Genomic DNA, 17736 nt, shown 5'->3' with positions numbered 1-17736 from the left:
TGCCACAACACGAATGGATCAGAGCTTGAAACGCCCCGCGAACCCGCGCAGGGGCAGATCCGCGCTGGTGATGATGCCCGGTCGGGCCGCGACGACGGATTTGATGGAGTTCAGCGCGGGCAGACCGGTGACGGTCATGCCGATCGAGGCGAAATTCTCCGGGTTGGACAGGTCCATACCCTTGCGCGGGAAGATCATGTGCTTGCTGTAGATGTTCGGGTCGCCGGTGACCTGGGTGATGTAGCAGCCCTTGATCTCCCAGGACGGGTCGGTGTGCGGGGTCATCTGCCATTCGAGATGGGTCTCCACCCGCGGCACGCCGTCGACCATGCCCTGGTACTTGATGTAGTTCGCGCCGAGTGAGCCCTTGGGCATGAAGTACCAGCCCAGGTCGACATCCTTGGTGCACGCGCCGAGTTCGTAGCTGAATTTCACCTCGTCGAGTTCGAGCTCGAAGGCATCCGCCATGAGATGGACGGAGTCGGCGAAGACCGCGGTGTACTTGTAGAGCGAATCCGGGATGGTCGGATCGTCGACCGGGCGGCCGTAGCCGACGGCCTTCCAGGTGTCGACCGAATGGTGACAGGAGACGTCGACCGACTCGGTGACGGTGATGTTCTCGATCTCGGCGACATCGGCGGTGTGCACGATGCCGAGGATCTGGCACAGGCCCGGATTCATGCCGGTGCCGTAGAAGGTGGAGTTGCCGCGCTCGCAGGCGGCCTGGATCACCTCGCTGACCTTGCGGCCCGAGGGATGCGGATGGTTGTTGTCGCGGTGGAAGCCGGTGATCCAGTCCGCGGTGGTGACGATGTCGATACCCGCCTCGAGCACCCGCACGTAGAGGTCCTCGTCGGGGAAGACGCCGTGGAATGTGAGCACGTCGGGTCGCGCCGCGATGATCTCCTCGACCGATCCCGTAGCGGTCACGCCCACCGGGGCGAGGCCGACGATCTCGCCCGCGTCGCGGCCGATCTTGTCGGGCGTATAGCAGTGCAGTCCGACGAGTTCGAGATCGGGGTGCTCGCGGATGCGCCCGATCATCTCGGTGCCGAGATTGCCGGTGGCGACCTGGAATACCCGGATCTTGCCGGAAGTGCTCATGGGGTGCCTCTGTTCTCGCGTCTGTGCGTGGGTCGGTGGCAGGCTCAAGCCTTGGTGGTCGCCGGGCGCACCGCGCCGCTGTTCGGCCGTTGTGGGTCGGTGCCGGTCGGGCCGCCGTCGGGGTAGAACTGGAGCGCCCATTCGCGCAGCGCCTTGAAACCCTGGAATTCCTTCGGCGACAGCGCGGGCGGGTCGGAGTAACGCTGGTGTGCCCAGATATCGACGTCGGCCTCGAACTGCTCGATGACGAAGCCGGCCATGGTCTTTCCGTAGCGGCCGATCTCCGGGCTGTCGTCGCCGGGTTTGCGGCCGATCCACACGGTGAACCGCACGTCGCAGGTGTATTCGTCCACCGGGGTCACCGCGGGCATGGTGCGGTTGTCGACCATGCCCCAGCTCTTGGTGATCGAACAGCCCAGGCCCGCGTTGAGCGATTCGACGCCGCTGTCGACCTCGGATTCGGTGACCGACTCGTCGAAGGCGATGGTGAAGTCGACATAGGAGATGGGCCCGGAGAAGTCGTGGCGGGTGAACTCGGGCACGAACGGCGTCTTGTGCACCACCTTGAAGTGCGCGAAGTCGACGCCGTTCTCCATGACGTACTGCGGATGTAGTTCCAGACCCGGCCGGAACAGCGTCGCGGCGGGCACCGGCGGGTAGTAGTCCGCTGCGGTCTTGCCGTCACCGAACGCCTCGAACATGTCCGGGACCTCGAAATACGGTGCGCGGCCACGGGTGTCGTACCAGATCCAGACCGCCTCGTTGCGCTCGACGACCGGATAGCCGCGTATGCGGCGGCCCTTGTTCGGATGGCTCTCGTAGGGGATGTGGACGTTGCGGCCCTCGCGGTTCCATTCCCACCCGTGGAACGGGCACACCAGGTTCTCGCCCTCGACGCGCCCGCCGTAGCCGAGGTGGGCCCCGAGATGTTCGCAGTAGGCGTCGAAGACCGCGAGCTCGCCGGAGGCCGATCGCCACGCCACCATCTCGCGTCCGAAGTACTTCATCTTGTGCACCGCGCCGACCTCGATCTCGGTGCACCACGCCACTTGGAACCATCCCGTCGGTTCCATCGACAACGGTGGTTTCGCCATCTCGATCCTCCACGTTCTCGAGGGCTGTACGCCTCGGCGTGGATCGTCGGACCCCACGCTCGGCGATCACGACAGTAGAACCCTCTTTGAAAAAATACAAGAGGCATCGTTGAAACTGGATCGCCCAGCTCGAGCGCGGTAGCATCGACCGTCGTGACGGACGTAGCGGTACGCGGGAGGCGCGCGAACAGGCGCGGAATCCAATCGCGGGAGGCCATGCTCGAGGCCGCGATCGCCTCGCTGGCCACCGGCGATCCCGCGGCGGTCTCCGGCAACCGGATCGCCCGCGACATCGGCGCGACCTGGGGGGTAGTCAAATACCAGTTCGGTGACATCGACGGACTGTGGGCGGCGGTGCTGCGCCACACCGCCGACAAACGCGGGGACCTGCCCGCGGGTGTCAAACCCGACGGCACCCTGCACGAACGGGTCGCCGCGCTCATCAACACGATGGCCGTCGGGCTGCGCCGCCCGGAATCGCTGGCCATCGAGACCCTGCGCGCCGCGCTGCCTCGCGACAACGCCGAACTCGAACGCGACTACCCGTTGACCGCCGCGGAGCTGGCGTCTTGGAAGCCCAACTGGGACAAGGCGTGTGAACGCGCTTTCGCGGATCTCGGCGTCGATCCGGTGAAGATTCGCCACGTGGCCGCGCTGATTCCGGCCGCCATGCGCGGTATCACCTCCGAGCGCACCCTCGGCACCTACGGCGACCTCGATGACGCGCTGACCGGGCTCATCGGCGGAATCGTCGCCTACCTGGGAAGCTGAGCGATCCACCGAGCGCTCGAGCGAGGCGGTCGGCGTGCCGACCGGGCCGGATCGCGGACCGCGCCGTTCGGCGGCCCGTGGCGATCCCCCGGACGTGGCGCATCGGCTCCGATGGACTCCGCGGGGGAGTAGCGTCGCGTTAGCCACCCGTTCGCCGAGCGCGGTGGCGGTCGAGACAGTCGGTAACCGAACACTCGGGAATCAGGAGGCGCGAGATGTCGAAGATTCTGTTCGTGATCACCGGTGTGGACCACTGGACGCTGGCCGACGGCACCAAACATCCGACCGGGTACTGGGCCGAGGAGGTGGCCACTCCCTACGAGACGTTCACCGACGCCGGCTACGAGATCGTGGTCGCGACCCCGGACGGTGTCGTGCCGACGGTCGACCGCGCCAGCCTCGCCAGCGAGGTCAACGGCGGCCCCGCGGGCGCGGTGCGGGTGGCCGAGACGCTGAAATCCGCCACCGAACTGACCCGTCCTCGCCGCCTGGACGAGGTCGATCTCGACGACTACGTCGCGGTCTACTATCCGGGCGGGCACGGCCCCATGGAGGATCTCTCCGAGGACGCCGACTCCGCCGCGCTGCTGAAGGCCGCCTTGGCCTCCGGCAAGCCGCTCGGCGTGGTGTGCCACGCGCCCGCAGCACTGCTGGCCACCGCCGACGCCGACGGTGATTCGCCGTTCGTCGGCTACCGTGTCGCGGCGTTCACCAATGCCGAAGAGGCGCAGTCGGGTTTCGCGGACAAGGCGAAATGGCTGCTCCAGGATCGGCTGACGGCGATGGGACTCGACGTGCGCGAGGGTGCGCCGTGGGAACCGAACATCCAGGTGGATCGCACGCTCTACACCGGGCAGAATCCGGCGTCCGCCGGTCCGCTGTCCGCGGAGATCGTGCGGGCGCTGAGGTGATCGTCCGGTGTGGAATCCGGGGCTGATTGAGCCGGATGCGACCGGGTATGCCGCCGGCGAAGGGCGCATCGGTTACCAGAGATGGCCCACCACGGACAGGAGTACGGCAATGCTCGGACTTGGCATCATCGGATGGATCATCATCGGCGGACTGGCCGGATGGATCGCCAGCAAGATCATGAAAACCGATGCGCAGCAGGGCATCCTGCTGAATATCGTGGTCGGCGTGATCGGCGGTCTGCTCGGCGGCTTCCTGCTCAAGCTGCTCGGCGTCGACGTCGAGGGTGGTGGTCTGTGGTTCAGCTTCTTCACCTGCCTCGGCGGCGCGGTGATCCTGCTGTTCCTGGTCGGGCTGGTCACCGGGCGGCGCGCGGTGCGGTGACCCGCCCGCGAGCGAGAACCTGATTCGTCCGCCCGGTGACCACGGTGTCACCGGGCGGTTCGATGTGCGGGCGGCCGTGACCGACACCGTGCGGTAGGCGCGCGCCCGGGGAAGACGGCCCCGGTTCGAAGGGGATGATCCGGGGCCGTCACTGGAGTTATCGCGATGGAGGGCGGCGGTGGTTAACGCGGTGTGATCCAGCCCGCCGGGCGACGGCGGGCGCTCACCATGATCGGCCTGCCGCCGCTGTCCGGCGGGCGCACCGGCCTCACCGCGCGGCGGGTCCGAGTGGCGGGCTCTCTCACGGCTGGATTCCGGCCGCGTTCGTCGTCGGTGCGCTCACCGCCCGCATCGTGCCCAGGTACCCGATCGTGCTCGGTCTGCTGATCAACGCGTTCGGCGGCCCGGTGACCATCTACCTGTGTCGGTGGTCGAGGCGCGACAGGTGTGGCGGACGCGCCGCGCGGCTAGACGAGCAAGGGGGTCGCGGGCGGGAAGACCACGGGCAGAGTGGTGAGTGCTCGATGAAAAGGGCCGGGCCGCCAGGTCGGGGAGCCCGCGGTGGGGTCGAGGGTTATCTCGGGCAGGACGTCGAGGAGTTGGTCGATGGCGGATTGGGCGATGAGGTATGCCAGGGATTGGGCGGGGCAGGCGTGCGGGCCTATGCCCCAGGCGAGGTGCGCCCGGTTGCCGGTGAGGTCTTCCGCGCGGATGGCCGGGTCGTTGTTGCATGCGGCCATGCTGATGACCACCGGTTGGTGGGCGGGCAGCCAGACATCGTCTATGAGGACCGGCTGGCGGGGATAGGTGACGAGCAGATTCGCCAACGGCGGGTCGTTGAAGAGGACCTCGTCGAGCGCGTCGCGGGAGGACAGGTTGCCCGCGACGACGCTGCCGCCGAAACGGTCGTCGGTCAGGATGAGCAGCAGGGTGTTGACGACGAAGTTGAGCTCGAACTCGATGCCGGTGCCGTAGACCTGCGAAACATGATGTGACACTTCGACATCGTCGAGCGGATGCTCCAACAGTGCCGAGGTGAGGTCGCGGCCTGGTTCGGATTTCTTCAGCGCCACCAGACGCATGAGCGCATCGCTGAGCATCTGGTTGCCCTTCTCGGCGTCGACCCCTTCGAGCAGGGCCGCCGTGCCCGCGGCGACCTGCTGCCCGATCTCGGGCGGACAGCCCAGCATGTGGTTGACCGCGGCGAAGACGAGCGGGAAGACGTACTGGCTGATCAGATCGGCTTTACCGTCGCCGCAGAAGGAGTTGACCAGTCCCAGGGCCGTCTCCTCGACCGCCTGACGTGTGGTGAACAGGTCGACCTGTTTGATACTGGCGGTGATGGCCTGGCGGTAGCGCACGAATTCCAGTCCGGTGCTGCGGCTTGCCATCGGCCGCCATTCCAGCAGCGGCAGGATCGGGCAGTCCGCGGGCACACTCTGCTGCCAGGTGCGCGGATCGGCCGGAAAATGCTCCGGGTCGTTGAGGATGCGCACCGCGGTGCGGTAGGAGATGACCAGTGTGGCGGGTACGCCGGGCGACAGCTCGACGGGAGCCAGCGAACCGTACCGGCGGCGCATGCTGTCGTAGAAATCGTGTGGGTCGGCGGCGAATTCGGGCGAGTGCAGCGGCACGCGCGGTTCGTCGGAGAGGATCGGTGAGCCGTGTGCGACCGGGCACCGGTCGACGGCGGATGTTGTGCTCAAGCAGAACTCCCGATGTGTCTTTCTGTGCAGAGGATTCGAATAAGAGTCACGCTGGGCCGAGCTCCGGCGACGGTGCCGGTGATCCGAACGGCATCGAAGCCTCGACCACTCTACGTCGCCGACGGCGAACATGTTGACCCGAGGTGAGCGGTCCCGAATGAACATGGCCGAGTGGCGTATTCGCGCCGAACGGAGCGGACGAGTCGGTATCCCGGGAATTCCGAGCAAAATCGGGCGTTCGCGCGCCGCGGCCGGTATGGGCGGCGCGCGAACGACGGTCAGACGCCGAGCGCGTCGAGTGAGCGGTGGTCGTCGATGGCGGTGGTGATCCGCTCGAGCAGGGTCAGGCAGGTCTCGGTGGACTGCATGCGCGGCTGGTAGGCGGCGCGCCCGATGGTGAAAGCCCATGCGGCGTAGGCGAACATGGACTGCTGGCGGTAGGCGTCCCACGCCTGGTCGACGGTGGGGGCGCCCCCGTCGAGGTCGCCGAGTTCGTCGAGGTAGGCCACCAGCAGGTCGCGGTCCCAGGCGCGGCGATCCTCGGGATCGCATCCCGAGTTGACGGTGTAGGCGAAATCGTGTGCCCAGCCGCCGCGCATGACGACCTGCCAGTCGACATAGCCCATGCGTCCCTCGCCGGTGACATAGGTCTGGCCGATATGCGGGTCGCCGTGCAGCAGGGTCGGCGGGAATTCGGTGGTCGCCTTGTCGATGGCGCGTTCCACGCCCGCCCACAATCGATCGCTCTGACCGCGTAGCGATTCGGGGACCACCGATTCGGCGCGACGTAGCCCGACCTCGCAGCGCTTCTTCATGTCGATGGCGGCCAGATACGCCTGAAGGGCCTCGGTCGTGGTCTTGAGCACCTCGATCGACGGCCGCGCCCAGAAGGTGCGGTGCAGCCGGGCCAGGTTGCGGACCAGATCCTCCATCTGCTCGCGGGTGACACGGGCGGTGGGCTCGATGAATCGCGCGCCGCGGGTGGCGGCGACATCCTCCATGAGCGCGATGGACCGCCACGATCCGGCGTGCGCGGCGCCCCAGTACCCGATGGGGGCCTCCATGTCGACCTGCGGGCGGAAGTCGCGGAAGAAGCGGGTCTCCCCGTCGATCATCTTGCCGCCGCCGAGCAGGATGCGCTGGGACATGGCGGTGGTGGTCTTGGCGAACAACCGCGTCGGCAGTCCGGCCTCGCGGCCCGCGGGGTTGTAGTCGACCTCGATGGCGATGCGGGTCGATGTGCCCTCGCTGCCGTTGGACGTCGCGAACGAGACCACCTCCGCGCCGGGCGTGTCACGACAGAGGACCGCGGTCAGCCATTCGGGGGTGATCGTCTGACCGGACACCGGGACGTCATCGATGGACCGCGCCTTCGGTCGGGTGAGGGCTTCGCCCAGTACGTGCGCGCCGACGCAGGCGGAGCGCCCGAGCAACCAGAGCTTGTGATTCATTTGCCGGAGGTTACCGCCGAACATGCTGTACGGCAGCATCTTTGCGCGAGCGCGACCGGGAGCGGCTGCTGACGCGATGCCCGGTGCGGGTTCAGCGGGGCACGGTGACCGGATCGGCGCAGCCGGCGAGGCCGTCGACGAACGAGCAGGCGACGGGTGCGCGGGTGGGCCGGTAGTCCGCCGCGACGCCGCCGTCGCGGATGATCGCGGTGTAGGCGGCGACCGCGTCGGTGGGTGTGCGGGTCAGGGTGGGGTCGGTCAGGACCTCGACGGTGTAGAGGCCGAAACGCGGTGTGTAGGAACCCCACTCGTAGTTGTCGGTGAGGCTCCAGTAGTTGTAGCCGATGAGATCGATGCCGTCGGCCGCGGCGCGCTGGAGCCAGTACACGGTGTCGCGCAGGTTGTCCGCGCGGGTGTAGCCGTCGGCGCGCGGCAGTCCGTTCTCGGTGGGGATGCTGTTCTCGACGACGTAGAGCGGCTTGCCCGGATAGCGGCGCGCGTAGTGCTGTAGGGCGTAGTAGATGCCCTCGGGCTGGAGCGGATTCTTCCAGAGCTCGGTGAAACTGGCTGAGGCGGCCAGGGTCTCGGGCGACAGACCGTAGTAGTAGTCGATGCCGATGTAGTCGAGTCTGTCCGCGATCCGGTCCACGAGGGTCGCGCCGTTCACCGCGTCCTCGGCGGCGGGGATGTAGGCGACATTGCTGGTGACCATCGCGCCGGGCTGCACGGCGTGTATGTGGTCGTAGATGCTGTTGTGCGCCTGGGCTATCCGGTCGAACATCGCGGGCGCGTCCGCGGGGGAGATGCCGCCGTAGCGGGTCTCGTGGAGTACGTAGATCGACGGTTCGTTGAAGGTGACCCAGAGCGGATTCGCCGGAGCGTAGCGGTCGACGACGGTGCGGGCGTTGGCCAGCCAATTCGCGACCATTCCGGGATCGGCCCAGCCGCCGCGATCGACCTCCCAGCCCGGGTACACCCAGTGGTCCAGGGTCAGCATGGGGCGCATCCCGGCGGCGGTGATGGCGCCGATCAGATCGTCGTAGAACCGCAGGCCGTTCTCGTCCCATACCCCCGGCGCGGGTTGCACGCGCGCCCACTCGATCCCGATCCGGTACACCCGCGCGCCCAGATTCGCCGCCAGCGCGACATCGGAGCGGTAGCGGGAGTAGAAGTCGACCGAATCGAGGTACGGATCGGCGGTCTTGCCCTGCGCCACGTACCGCGACCAATTGCTGTCCGGCGCATGCCCTTCGGACTGGAATCCCGACGCGGCGACACCCCACAGGAAATCCGCGCCGAGCGGCGCTACCCGGGCAGGCGGTGCGGGACGGGCCTGGGCGGCGGGAGCGCCGCCGAGGGCGGGCACGGCGGCGGTGGCGGCCGCGAGGAGGGCGAGGGCGCGGCGGCGAGTGTGCGAGCGCATGAACTCCTGCTTCCGAGGGAACCGGTGCCGGCCCCCTGACACGCGGCGGGCCGGGTCGGGCGACCACGCGGACAGCGTACTGATCGGTCGAACGTCTCGGATGAGGTTCCCGCACTCCGGCGCGGCGTGTTCGTATCGGCTCCCCGCGACGACCGGCGGGGCGCGAACGCCGTCTAGGGTGTGCTCAGCGGTAGCGGATCGGACGAGGAGACGGCAGTGGGCACAGGCGGCGGACGCATACCGAGCAGGTGGGAGGAGGTGGTCGCCGCGGACCCGGCGCATTCCGCGGGTTTCGTGCGGCGATTTCGCGATCTGGCGGCCGATGGGCACGACATCGTCGGAGAGGCGCGGATGGTGGATGCCATGCTCGTGCGCGGGTCGCGCGTGCTGGACGCGGGCTGTGGCGCGGGACGTATCGGCGCTCATCTGCACCGCGCCGGACACACAGTGGTCGGCGTGGATGTCGATCCGGTGCTGATCGCCGCGGCGGAACAGGACCACCCGGGCCCGCGCTGGCTCGTCGGCGACCTGGCCGAACTGGATCTGCCCGCGCGCGGCGTCGACGCCGATTTCGACGCCGTCGTGAGCGCGGGCAATGTCATGCCATTCCTCGCGCCCGAAACCCGGGTGGCGGTGCTGGCGAATATCGCCGGGCACCTGGCGCCCACCGGGCGGGCGGCCATCGGCTTCGGCGCGGGCCGCGGCTACGAATTCGTCGACTTCCTCGCCGACGCCGACACCGCGGGCCTGCGCCGCGACCTGCTGCTGTCGACCTGGGATCTACGGCCCTTCGCCGAGGATTCCGAATTCCTGGTCGCGATCTTCACCCGCGGCGGGTGACCGGGTGCGCGTATTCCGCACGGCCGTCGGCGCCCGGCTACCGGCCGTTGGCGTCGGGCACCGCACAGGAGACGTCGGCGACGTGGGTGACGCCTCGCACGCCCGCCACGGTGATCACGAGTAGGGGAGAGGCGATCGCGCGCGGCGACTGTCCGGCTCCGACGATGAGGCGGTTCGCCGGGAGATCGGCGACCGGAATCCGATCCCGGTCGGCGGCGGCGCGGGCCGCACCGTCGGCGAGGACGAATCCGCTGCCGTCGAATACCGCGTCGGTCAGGAACTGCCAGCGGTGTGCCTGGATCCGGCATTTCGGCGCCGCGTCGGGCGGCGCCGCCCTCGCCGCGTCCGCCCCGCCCAGCACACCCGCCACCGCGACCGCGGCCACCACACCGACAATCGTGCGCACCCGGCCCTCGCTTTCGTCTCGTCCGATCGGCGTCGAGCGCTACCGGTCGGAGACTGTAGAAGCGCTCGGCCCCGGCCTCCGCGACCGACGCGTACCGCGGCGATTCGCCGCACTCGAACGATCGGCCTGCGGATACGCACCCACGGGCGCCGTGGACCGTTCGCGTCGTCGGTGACTTTCCGATCGTGTCGGCGGGAGTCCCGCACGTCGTTTCGATGCCGAGGTTTCCGCGGTGCGCTCCGGTGGGTAGACCGCCATCGAGCGGAAGTGCCACCGGTTCGGGTTCTTTCGGTTGTCGGGAACCCGCGATCCGCGAGCGATGCGAATACACCATCTACCGCCCGCGAACCCGGACATTTGGGATTTTTCTCTTGACCTATTCGCCATCCGCACTGAAGCCGCCCGCCGTGTCGGCCGTCTGGTTTGATCTGAGCGCAATGTGCAGCCTGACCTGCGAATTCAGGTAGCGCGCACCCGAACTCGCGTTGAACCGACGCGGCCCGGGACCGGAGGAAGACGTGCTGGAAATACGAAATGTGACCGTCCGGTTCGGTGGTGTCACCGCACTGGACGATGTGAGCTTCGATGTCGGTGAGTCGGAGATGCTCGGACTCATCGGCCCCAACGGCGCGGGAAAGACCACCCTGTTCAACTGCCTGACCGGTCGCGGCCGACCCGACGGTGGCACGGTCGCCTACGGCGATGTCGCCCTGCTCCGCCGCCGCCCCGACGAACTGGCCGGACTCGGCATCGCCAGGACATTCCAGAATCTCGGCCTGTTCGAGCACATGTCGGTGCGCGACAACGTTCTGGTCGGTGCGCACCACCGGGCGAAGGCCGGATTCGTCGGCGCGGCGCTGCGACTGCCCGGGGTGCGACGTGAGGAGGACCGACTCGACACCGAGGTGCAGCAGGTACTCGAACGCCTCGGTCTCACCGCGGTCGCCGACCATCCCGCGACCGGGCTGCCGTTCGGCACGCTCAAGCGCGTCGAATTGGCGAGAGCGTTGGCCTGCCGACCGCGGCTGCTGATGCTGGACGAACCGGTCAACGGACTGAGTCACGGCGAGGTCGCCGAATTCGCCGCGCTGGTCAAGGAATTGCGGGCCGAGCTCGGACTCACGGTGATCGTGGTCGAACACCACATGGGGTTCGTGATGGGCATCTGCGATCGGGTGGTGTGCCTGGACTTCGGGCGGGTCATCGCCGAGGGCACGCCCGAACAGGTGCAGCGCCACCCCGATGTGATCGCCGCCTACCTCGGGACGCCGGCATGAGCGATTTCCTGGTCATCGACGATCTGCGCGCAGGATACGGCGCGGCGCAGGTTCTGCATGGTGTGAGCCTGTCGGTCGGGCGCGGTGAGGTCTGCGCGATCCTCGGCCCCAACGGTGCGGGGAAGACCACACTGCTGCGCACGGTCAGCGGTATGGTCCGCGCCCGCGCGGGCAGTGTGCGGATCGACGGCGAGCCGCTGGGCAGGCGCAATCCCGAGTCGGTTGCCCGGCTCGGCGTCGCCCACGTGCCGCAGGGGCGCGGCACGTTCGCGCCACTCAGCGTCGCAGACAACCTGCGTCTCGGTGCGTTCACCCGACGCGACAACGCCGCCGTCCGCGCGGATCTCGAGCGGGTCTTCGGCTATTTCCCGATCCTGAAAGACAAACTCCACCAGCAGGCGGGCGGACTGTCCGGTGGACAGCAGCAGATGCTCGCGCTCGGCCGCGCGCTCATGATGCGCCCCCGGCTGCTGCTGCTCGACGAACCGTCACTGGGACTGTCGCCGCTGGTCACCCAGGAACTGTTCGCCATTATCGCCACCGTCAACCGGACCGAGCGCACCACCGTCGTGGTGGTGGAGCAGAATGCGCACCTCGCGCTCGCCATGGCCGATCGGGCGCATGTGCTCGAGACGGGCCGGGTCGTGCTGTCGGGCACCCCGGCCGACATCAATGCCGACGAACAGATCGCCCGTTCCTATCTCGGATACCAGGTCTGACCCATGAACCAATTGATCGAACAAATTCTGGGCGGTCTCACCGCGGGCGCGATCTACGCGAGCCTGGCGCTGGGACTGGTCCTCATCTACCGATTCACCGGCATCGCGAACTTCGCCCAGGGCGAGCTCGCCATGTTCTCCGCCTTCCTCGCCTGGACCCTCGGCCAGACCGGAATGCCGCTGTGGGCGGCCATGATCACCGCGCTCGCCATCTCCTTCGCGGGTGGCATGCTCATCGAGCGGGTGGTGATCCGGCCCGTCGAAGGCGCTCCCGAACTGACCTTGGTGATCGTCACCGTCGGGCTGTTCTTCTTCATCAACGCCGTCGCGGGGTGGATCTGGTCGTTCCAGCTCAAATCGTTCCCGAGTCCGTTCCCCGACGGCGCGATCAGCACGGGCGGGGTGAGCGCGAGCTATGAGAGTCTCGGTGTGCTCGCCGTGGTCACCACGGTGATGGCACTGCTGTTCGCGCTGTTCCGCTTCACCAAGATCGGGCTGGCCATGCGGGCGGTGGCCGCGAACCCGGAATCGGCGCGGCTGAACGGGATTCGGGTCGGAATGGTACTCGCCCTCGGGTGGGGACTGGCCGCCCTGGTGGGGGCGGTGTCGGGCATCCTGGCCGCGCCCATGCTGTTCCTCGAACCCAACATGATGGGCGGCGTGCTGATCTACGCCTTCGCGGCGGCGACCCTGGGCGGATTCGACTCGCCGGTCGGCGCGGTGGTGGGCGGACTCGTCGTCGGGGTCACCGAGACACTCGCGGGCGCCTACATCGACGTGATCGGGACCGAACTGAAGATCGGCGTGCCACTGCTGATCATCGTCACGGTCCTGCTGATCCGCCCGCAGGGACTCTTCGGCACGGTGGCGGTGCAACGGGTATGAGCGAGATCGACATTCGGCCCGCCGCGGCCGCCGAGCCTGCCCCGGCGCCGTCCTCCGCGCGGCGCAACCGCTGGATCGCCTTCGTGACTCGGCATCGCAATCCGCTGGCGGTCACCGCCCTCTTCGCGGTGGCCTGCGCGGCCCCGTTCCAGCTGGCCCCGTTCTACACTTTCCAGCTGTCGATGGTGATGATCTACGCGATCGCGCTGCTCGGGCTGAATCTGCTGACCGGCTACACCGGCCAGATATCACTGGGCCACGGCGCGTTCTTCGGCGCGGGCGCCTACGTCGCGGCCGTGGTGATGGATCGCTGGGACGTACCGTATCTCGCGGCGCTGCCGCTCGCGGCCGCGGTGACCTTCGTACTCGGGCTCGCGGTCGGCATTCCCGCACTGCGGCTTCGCGGACTGTACCTGGCGCTGGTCACGCTGGCCATTGCGATCTTCACGGTGCCGCTGCTCAAACGATTCGACTCGATCACCGGCGGATCGATGGGGTTGACGGTGTCCAAGCCGCAGGCGCCCGCCTGGACCGGTCTCGCCGAGGACCAGTGGCTGTACTTCCTCGCCCTGTGCACGGCGGCGGTGTGTTTCGTGCTGGTCGCGGGACTGCTGCGGTCGCGGGTCGGTCGCGCGTTGCGGGCGGTCCGCGACAACGAGATCGTGGCGGAGATGATGGGTGTGCGCCTGGCCTTCTACAAGAGCCTCGCCTTCGCCTGGAGCGCCATGTTGGCCGGCGTCGCCGGATGCGTCTACACCTGGGTGATCGCCTACGTCTCGCCGGACTCCTTCACCGTCGGCCTGTCGATCACCCTGCTCGCGGGCATCGTCGTCGGCGGTCTCGGATCACTGTGGGGCGCGCTGCTCGGGGCACTGTTCGTGCAATACGTGCCGAGCGTGGCCCAGGACGTCAACCAGGCCGCGCCCGGGGTGATCTTCGGCATCGTCGTCATCGCCCTGATGTACCTCGCGCCGACCGGATTGGCCGGACTCGTCGGCCGCATCGTTCGTCGAATCATTCCCGTGCTCGTTCGGAAAGGCGAAAAATAATGGTAACCAGGGCATTTCGGTTGGTCGGAGTGGCCGCGGCGGCCGTGCTGGCACTCACCGCGTGCGGCGGGCGCGGTGACAGCGTCACCACGGCCGAAGGTGAGTGCCGCGGTCAGCAGACCGTAGGCATCACCGACACGACGCTCAAGCTTGGCGGTGTGTATCCGCTGTCGGGGCCCGCGTCGGCCTACGGCGAGGCGGGCAAGGGCGTGCACGCCTACTTCGACTACCTCAATGCCGAGAAGGGCGGTCTCGGCGGACGCAAGGTCGAATACCTGTTGCGCGACGACAGCTACCAGCCGCCCAAGACGGTGGAGGAGACCCGCCGACTCGTCGAGCAGGACCAGGTGTTCGCCGTCTTCCAGACCCTCGGCACCGCCACGTCCTCGGCGGTCTGGGACTATCTGAACCAGCGCAAGGTCCCGCAGGTGTTCGTGGCGGGCGGCGCGACCAAATGGGGCACCGACACCGAACATCCGTGGACCATCGGTTGGCAGCCCAGCTACCGGTCCGAGGGCCGTGCGTTCGCCCGGCACGTCCGCAAGGAACGGCCCGATGCGACGGTGGCGGTGCTCTACCAGAACGACGACTTCGGCAAGGATCTGCTCGACAGCTTCCGCGCCGCGATCGCCGACAGCGGGGTGAAGATCGTGGCCGAGCAGAGCTACGAGGTCACCGATCCGACCGTGGAACCGCAGGTGCGCACCCTCGCCGGATCGAAAGCCGATGTACTGCTGAACTTCTCGACGCCGAAGTTCGCCGCGCAGACCCTCGCGGCCGACGCCCGCGCCACCGACTGGAATCCCCTGCACATCCTCACCACGGTTTCCAATTCGGTGACCACCCTCAAGCCGGTCGGGTTGGAGAACATCCAGGGCGTGGTCTCGGCCGCCTTCGTCAAGGATCCCGCCGATCCGTCCCGCGATTCCGATCCGGCCATGCGCGAGTACAAGGACAAACTCGCCCGCTACGGCCAGGGCATCGACCCGACCAGCGGCTACGCCCTGCTGGGCTGGGCGACCGCGGACAGTTTCGCCAAGACCTTCGCCGCGGCGGGCTGCCCGACCCGGGAAGGTCTGCGCGACGCCATGCGCAACCTGAACAATGTGTCGGTCGATCTGCTGCTGCCGGGGATCTCGCTGAAGACGGGCCCCGGTGATTCCTTCCCGATCGAGGCGTTGCAGATCCAGCGCCTGAGCGGTGACCGCTGGAGCCTGGTCGGCGACATCATCGACACCACCAAGTAGCGACACCACCCCCGATGCCGGGCTCCGCCACGCGGTGCCCGGCATCGCGGCGTCCGGGGTCGTCACGTACGGCCCCGGACGCGGCGTGCGAACGATCAGCCGGAGATGCTCGGCAGCAGCGAGCCGAGCCCGCCACCCGCACAGGTGCCGGTCGAGGTGACCTCGACGGTCAGCGGGTCGACGTAGACGGCGGTGCTCAGGTAGCCCATGGAGGCGGTGAGCGTGTGGGTTCCGGCGGTGGCGGGCGTCCACTTGGTCTCGAGTCGGCCGGTGAGGCTCCCCGAGCCGGAGGAGGGGCCGATCCGCTGGCCGTTGTCGTAGAAGGCGGCCGAGGCGGTAGCCGGCGGGTTGTCGATCGACAGCGTGTAAGCGCACCCGGCCACGTGACTCGAACCCGTCACCGACATGGTGTAGGTATTCGATGCCGCGGCGGCGTGTGGCGCGGCGAGCAGGACAACGGTCGCCGCGGTCACCCCGATTGTCGAGATATACCGGGCCACTGGGAATTTCGTCACAAGTGGGAATTTCGTCACAAGTTTGCCTATCCGGTAGTGGCGGCAGGTAGTCGCCGCCCGAACATCGGCAAGTCTAGAGTTGAAATGAGAATGCTTCAGACCCAGGAATCGTGGGCTCGACAGGGCTCGGCGCGGATGAAAGAGGGCCGCGCGCACCGTGTGCATCAGGGAAGGAACGCACACGGCGGCGAGGGCAACCTGCAATAAGCGACCGCCGGATTCCCGGACCGGGTCGGCGGCCGCGTCCAACAATGCGGTTCACCGCAACGGTAGCGGCCGACCCCGACGCGATGCTCACCCGAAACGGGTGATATTCCATGTCAGCTTCAACCTGATCGAGTTCGGGCGGCGACGCCGGGGTCATTCTCCCGGCGCGGGCGGCGTCTCGACGGCGATCTCGCCACCGAGTTCGTAGCCACCCGCGAGACGGAGTCCGTCACCGCTCCAGAAGCGGCCCGGGTCGTACCAGTTGGCGTCGCGGTGCGCGGGCAGCAGACCCATCGACTGATAGGTCGCCGCGACGACCTCCGCGCAGTAGGCGCTCTCCAACTCGCGGGCGGCCCGGCGTCCGAGTTTCGGCAGCCGGGCGCCGCGCCCGCGCAACCAGCGGCCCGCCAGCGCGGCGGTCGACGGGAACGGGGTTCCATCGAGTCGGGCGATGGTGCGCAGCAGGTTGTCCTCCATCTCCACGGTGACCGGGAGGTTCAGTTGCCGAAGCCACGCCTGCTGGCCGTAGCGGTGCGCCCACACCAGGACGGCGTCGTGCAGGTTGTGCAGTTGCACACCGCGGTGCGCGGACCCGGACCACAGGTCCGGCAACGACTTTCCCAGTTCCGCGTGCCAGATCAGGGCGGGCATGTCATCGATCACCACGGACATGCCGACGTGGTTCACCGGACTGTTGGTCGTCATCCTGATCACCCGGTCCGCGGTCGAATGTCCGCGGAAAAGCCAGATGTCGCCGGTTCTGGTGAGCTCGAGAGCCCGGTCCAGACTGATGCCCTTACCCGTCATGGCCGTAGCCTATGCGGTATGAGGTGGTGGAAGGCAGTGGGATTGGCGGGTGCGGCCGGTGTGGTCGCCACCGGTGTGGTTGTCGTGCGGGCCGAGCGCCGCCGTCGCGCGTACACCCCGGACCAGGTTCGTGAACAACTGCACGCGCGACTCGCGCAGGCGGCGACGGTGGAGGCGGACGAGCGGCCCGCCGACCCCGGACCGCGCTCCATCGCCGGTCTGCGTGATCGCCTACGCCGGTTGCTGCGGCGGCGTCGCGGGACGGCGATTCGAGATCGGTCGTCGGTTCGGGCGTAATGGGAAGTCGTCGACCGACAAGGAATGGTTTCGGTACGATCGTTCGAGAATTCCGGGATTCGCCCGAAGGTATTCCATTACGGAACCGATTGATGCCGAGCGTAATTCGTCCGATCTCTTCGGTGGATGAAGCGAAAACTGTTCATCTGCAATTGAACTACGTGACACCGAATTCGCGGGTGCGAAACAGGTCGAGGTGATTGCGTCGTAATTCCTTGGGACACGCCATGAATCGCGACACGCGACGCGGTGCCGTCCAGGTTGCGTGATTTCGGCGACGCGGTGCGGTGCTCCGGTGGACCATTGACGCATGGCACAACCCATTCCCCCCGACGAAGACGATCCCGGCTACGAGGCCGACGACGAAGCGAATGACGACGAATTCGTCGCCGACGAGTTCGCGGACGATTCCGACAGTGAATCCGACGAGGACGAGTCGGACGAGGGTTCTCGGACCGAATCCGAGGACGAATCCGACGACGACGCGGACGACGAATCCGATGACGACGCCGTATCCGAGGAAGAGGCAGGAAACGAAGCCGACGACGAGGCTGACGAGGCTGACGAGGCTTCGGAGGGCGATCCGGCCGAATAGCGAACAGCTCTCGAATCGAGCGGGCATATTCCGAGTCGATCGCGGTGCGC

At 67.7% G+C, this 17736-nt stretch carries 19 protein-coding genes and 1 pseudogene; 12 read left to right on the top strand and 8 right to left on the bottom strand.

Annotated features, from left to right (window positions below):
- Window positions 1-18 precede the first annotated feature (18 nt).
- Complete coding sequence (locus APZ21_RS08710) at window positions 19-1104, bottom strand: NAD(P)H-dependent amine dehydrogenase family protein (protein WP_054812717.1); 1086 nt, start codon at window positions 1102-1104, stop codon at window positions 19-21.
- A gap of 44 nt (window positions 1105-1148) precedes the next feature.
- Entirely contained in the window at window positions 1149-2198 is a 1050-nt protein-coding gene (locus tag APZ21_RS08705) for a Rieske 2Fe-2S domain-containing protein (RefSeq protein ID WP_054812716.1), read from the bottom strand.
- Window positions 2199-2414: 216 nt separating this feature from the next.
- Between APZ21_RS08705 and APZ21_RS08700 the strand changes: the two genes are divergently transcribed.
- The 4 genes and pseudogenes from APZ21_RS08700 to APZ21_RS35525 form a co-directional block, all read left to right on the top strand.
- Window positions 2415-2969 carry a TetR/AcrR family transcriptional regulator gene (locus tag APZ21_RS08700; RefSeq protein WP_239476549.1) on the top strand — a complete coding sequence of 185 codons (555 nt, stop codon included), beginning with the start codon at window positions 2415-2417 and terminating at the stop codon, window positions 2967-2969.
- Window positions 2970-3184: 215 nt separating this feature from the next.
- Window positions 3185-3880 carry a type 1 glutamine amidotransferase domain-containing protein gene (locus APZ21_RS08695; protein ID WP_054812714.1) on the top strand — a complete coding sequence of 232 codons (696 nt, stop codon included), beginning with the start codon at window positions 3185-3187 and terminating at the stop codon, window positions 3878-3880.
- Window positions 3881-3989: 109 nt separating this feature from the next.
- Window positions 3990-4262 carry a GlsB/YeaQ/YmgE family stress response membrane protein gene (locus tag APZ21_RS08690; protein ID WP_054812764.1) on the top strand — a complete coding sequence of 91 codons (273 nt, stop codon included), beginning with the start codon at window positions 3990-3992 and terminating at the stop codon, window positions 4260-4262.
- A 219-nt stretch (window positions 4263-4481) separates the two neighbouring features.
- Window positions 4482-4684 (top strand): annotated as a pseudogene (locus APZ21_RS35525) (biotin transporter BioY); the annotation flags it as partial.
- Window positions 4685-4729: 45 nt separating this feature from the next.
- Here APZ21_RS35525 and APZ21_RS08685 read toward each other — a convergent pair.
- From APZ21_RS08685 to APZ21_RS08675, 3 genes are all read right to left on the bottom strand, one after another.
- On the bottom strand, window positions 4730-5968 hold the full coding sequence (locus tag APZ21_RS08685) for a cytochrome P450 family protein (protein WP_054812713.1): 1239 nt from the start codon (window positions 5966-5968) through the stop codon (window positions 4730-4732).
- A 278-nt stretch (window positions 5969-6246) separates the two neighbouring features.
- Window positions 6247-7419, bottom strand: coding sequence for an aminoglycoside phosphotransferase family protein (locus APZ21_RS08680; protein WP_054812712.1), 1173 nt, complete (start codon window positions 7417-7419; stop codon window positions 6247-6249).
- A gap of 91 nt (window positions 7420-7510) precedes the next feature.
- Window positions 7511-8842, bottom strand: a complete 1332-nt coding sequence (locus APZ21_RS08675) for a family 1 glycosylhydrolase (protein WP_054812711.1) — start codon at window positions 8840-8842, stop codon at window positions 7511-7513.
- Between the two features lie 216 nt (window positions 8843-9058).
- Between APZ21_RS08675 and APZ21_RS08670 the strand changes: the two genes are divergently transcribed.
- Window positions 9059-9682: a class I SAM-dependent methyltransferase gene (locus tag APZ21_RS08670; protein ID WP_054812710.1), complete on the top strand. Its 624-nt coding sequence runs from the start codon at window positions 9059-9061 to the stop codon at window positions 9680-9682.
- A 37-nt stretch (window positions 9683-9719) separates the two neighbouring features.
- Here the strand turns inward: APZ21_RS08670 and APZ21_RS08665 are convergent, their stop codons facing one another.
- A complete protein-coding gene (locus tag APZ21_RS08665) occupies window positions 9720-10088 on the bottom strand; it encodes a hypothetical protein (protein WP_054812709.1) in 369 nt (122 codons plus the stop codon).
- A 518-nt stretch (window positions 10089-10606) separates the two neighbouring features.
- Between APZ21_RS08665 and APZ21_RS08660 the strand changes: the two genes are divergently transcribed.
- From APZ21_RS08660 to APZ21_RS08640, 5 genes are read left to right on the top strand one after another with little or no spacing between them, the layout of a single operon-like run.
- Window positions 10607-11365 (top strand): ABC transporter ATP-binding protein, encoded by a 759-nt coding sequence (locus APZ21_RS08660; RefSeq protein WP_082392941.1) that lies wholly within the window; start codon window positions 10607-10609, stop codon window positions 11363-11365.
- Window positions 11362-12084 (top strand): ABC transporter ATP-binding protein, encoded by a 723-nt coding sequence (locus APZ21_RS08655; protein ID WP_054812707.1) that lies wholly within the window; start codon window positions 11362-11364, stop codon window positions 12082-12084. The genes APZ21_RS08660 and APZ21_RS08655 overlap by 4 nt, the downstream gene beginning before the upstream one ends.
- A gap of 3 nt (window positions 12085-12087) precedes the next feature.
- A complete protein-coding gene (locus APZ21_RS08650; RefSeq protein WP_054812706.1) occupies window positions 12088-12969 on the top strand; it encodes a branched-chain amino acid ABC transporter permease in 882 nt (293 codons plus the stop codon).
- On the top strand, window positions 12966-14018 hold the full coding sequence (locus tag APZ21_RS08645) for a branched-chain amino acid ABC transporter permease (RefSeq protein WP_054812705.1): 1053 nt from the start codon (window positions 12966-12968) through the stop codon (window positions 14016-14018). Before APZ21_RS08650 ends, APZ21_RS08645 begins: the two co-directional genes overlap by 4 nt.
- Window positions 14018-15265, top strand: a complete 1248-nt coding sequence (locus APZ21_RS08640; protein WP_054812704.1) for an ABC transporter substrate-binding protein — start codon at window positions 14018-14020, stop codon at window positions 15263-15265. Before APZ21_RS08645 ends, APZ21_RS08640 begins: the two co-directional genes overlap by 1 nt.
- 95 nt (window positions 15266-15360) lie before the next feature.
- Here the strand turns inward: APZ21_RS08640 and APZ21_RS08635 are convergent, their stop codons facing one another.
- Both APZ21_RS08635 and APZ21_RS08630 read right to left on the bottom strand, forming a co-directional pair.
- Window positions 15361-15738, bottom strand: coding sequence for a hypothetical protein (locus tag APZ21_RS08635; RefSeq protein ID WP_054812703.1), 378 nt, complete (start codon window positions 15736-15738; stop codon window positions 15361-15363).
- Between the two features lie 402 nt (window positions 15739-16140).
- The gene (locus APZ21_RS08630) at window positions 16141-16794 is read right to left on the bottom strand and encodes a hypothetical protein (RefSeq protein WP_054812702.1); all 654 of its coding nucleotides are present in this window, start codon (window positions 16792-16794) and stop codon (window positions 16141-16143) included.
- An 18-nt stretch (window positions 16795-16812) separates the two neighbouring features.
- Between APZ21_RS08630 and APZ21_RS08625 the strand changes: the two genes are divergently transcribed.
- Both APZ21_RS08625 and APZ21_RS08620 read left to right on the top strand, forming a co-directional pair.
- Window positions 16813-17091, top strand: coding sequence for a hypothetical protein (locus APZ21_RS08625; protein WP_054812701.1), 279 nt, complete (start codon window positions 16813-16815; stop codon window positions 17089-17091).
- A gap of 310 nt (window positions 17092-17401) precedes the next feature.
- Window positions 17402-17686 (top strand): hypothetical protein, encoded by a 285-nt coding sequence (locus APZ21_RS08620; protein ID WP_054812700.1) that lies wholly within the window; start codon window positions 17402-17404, stop codon window positions 17684-17686.
- Window positions 17687-17736: the final 50 nt, after the last annotated feature.

It is taken from the genome of Nocardia arizonensis, assembly GCF_001310275.1.
In the GTDB taxonomy this organism is placed as follows: Bacteria; Actinomycetota; Actinomycetes; order Mycobacteriales; family Mycobacteriaceae; genus Nocardia; species Nocardia arizonensis.
The sequence above is the reverse complement of the archived record's forward strand: the minus strand, read 5'-3'. Positions and strand labels throughout refer to the sequence as shown.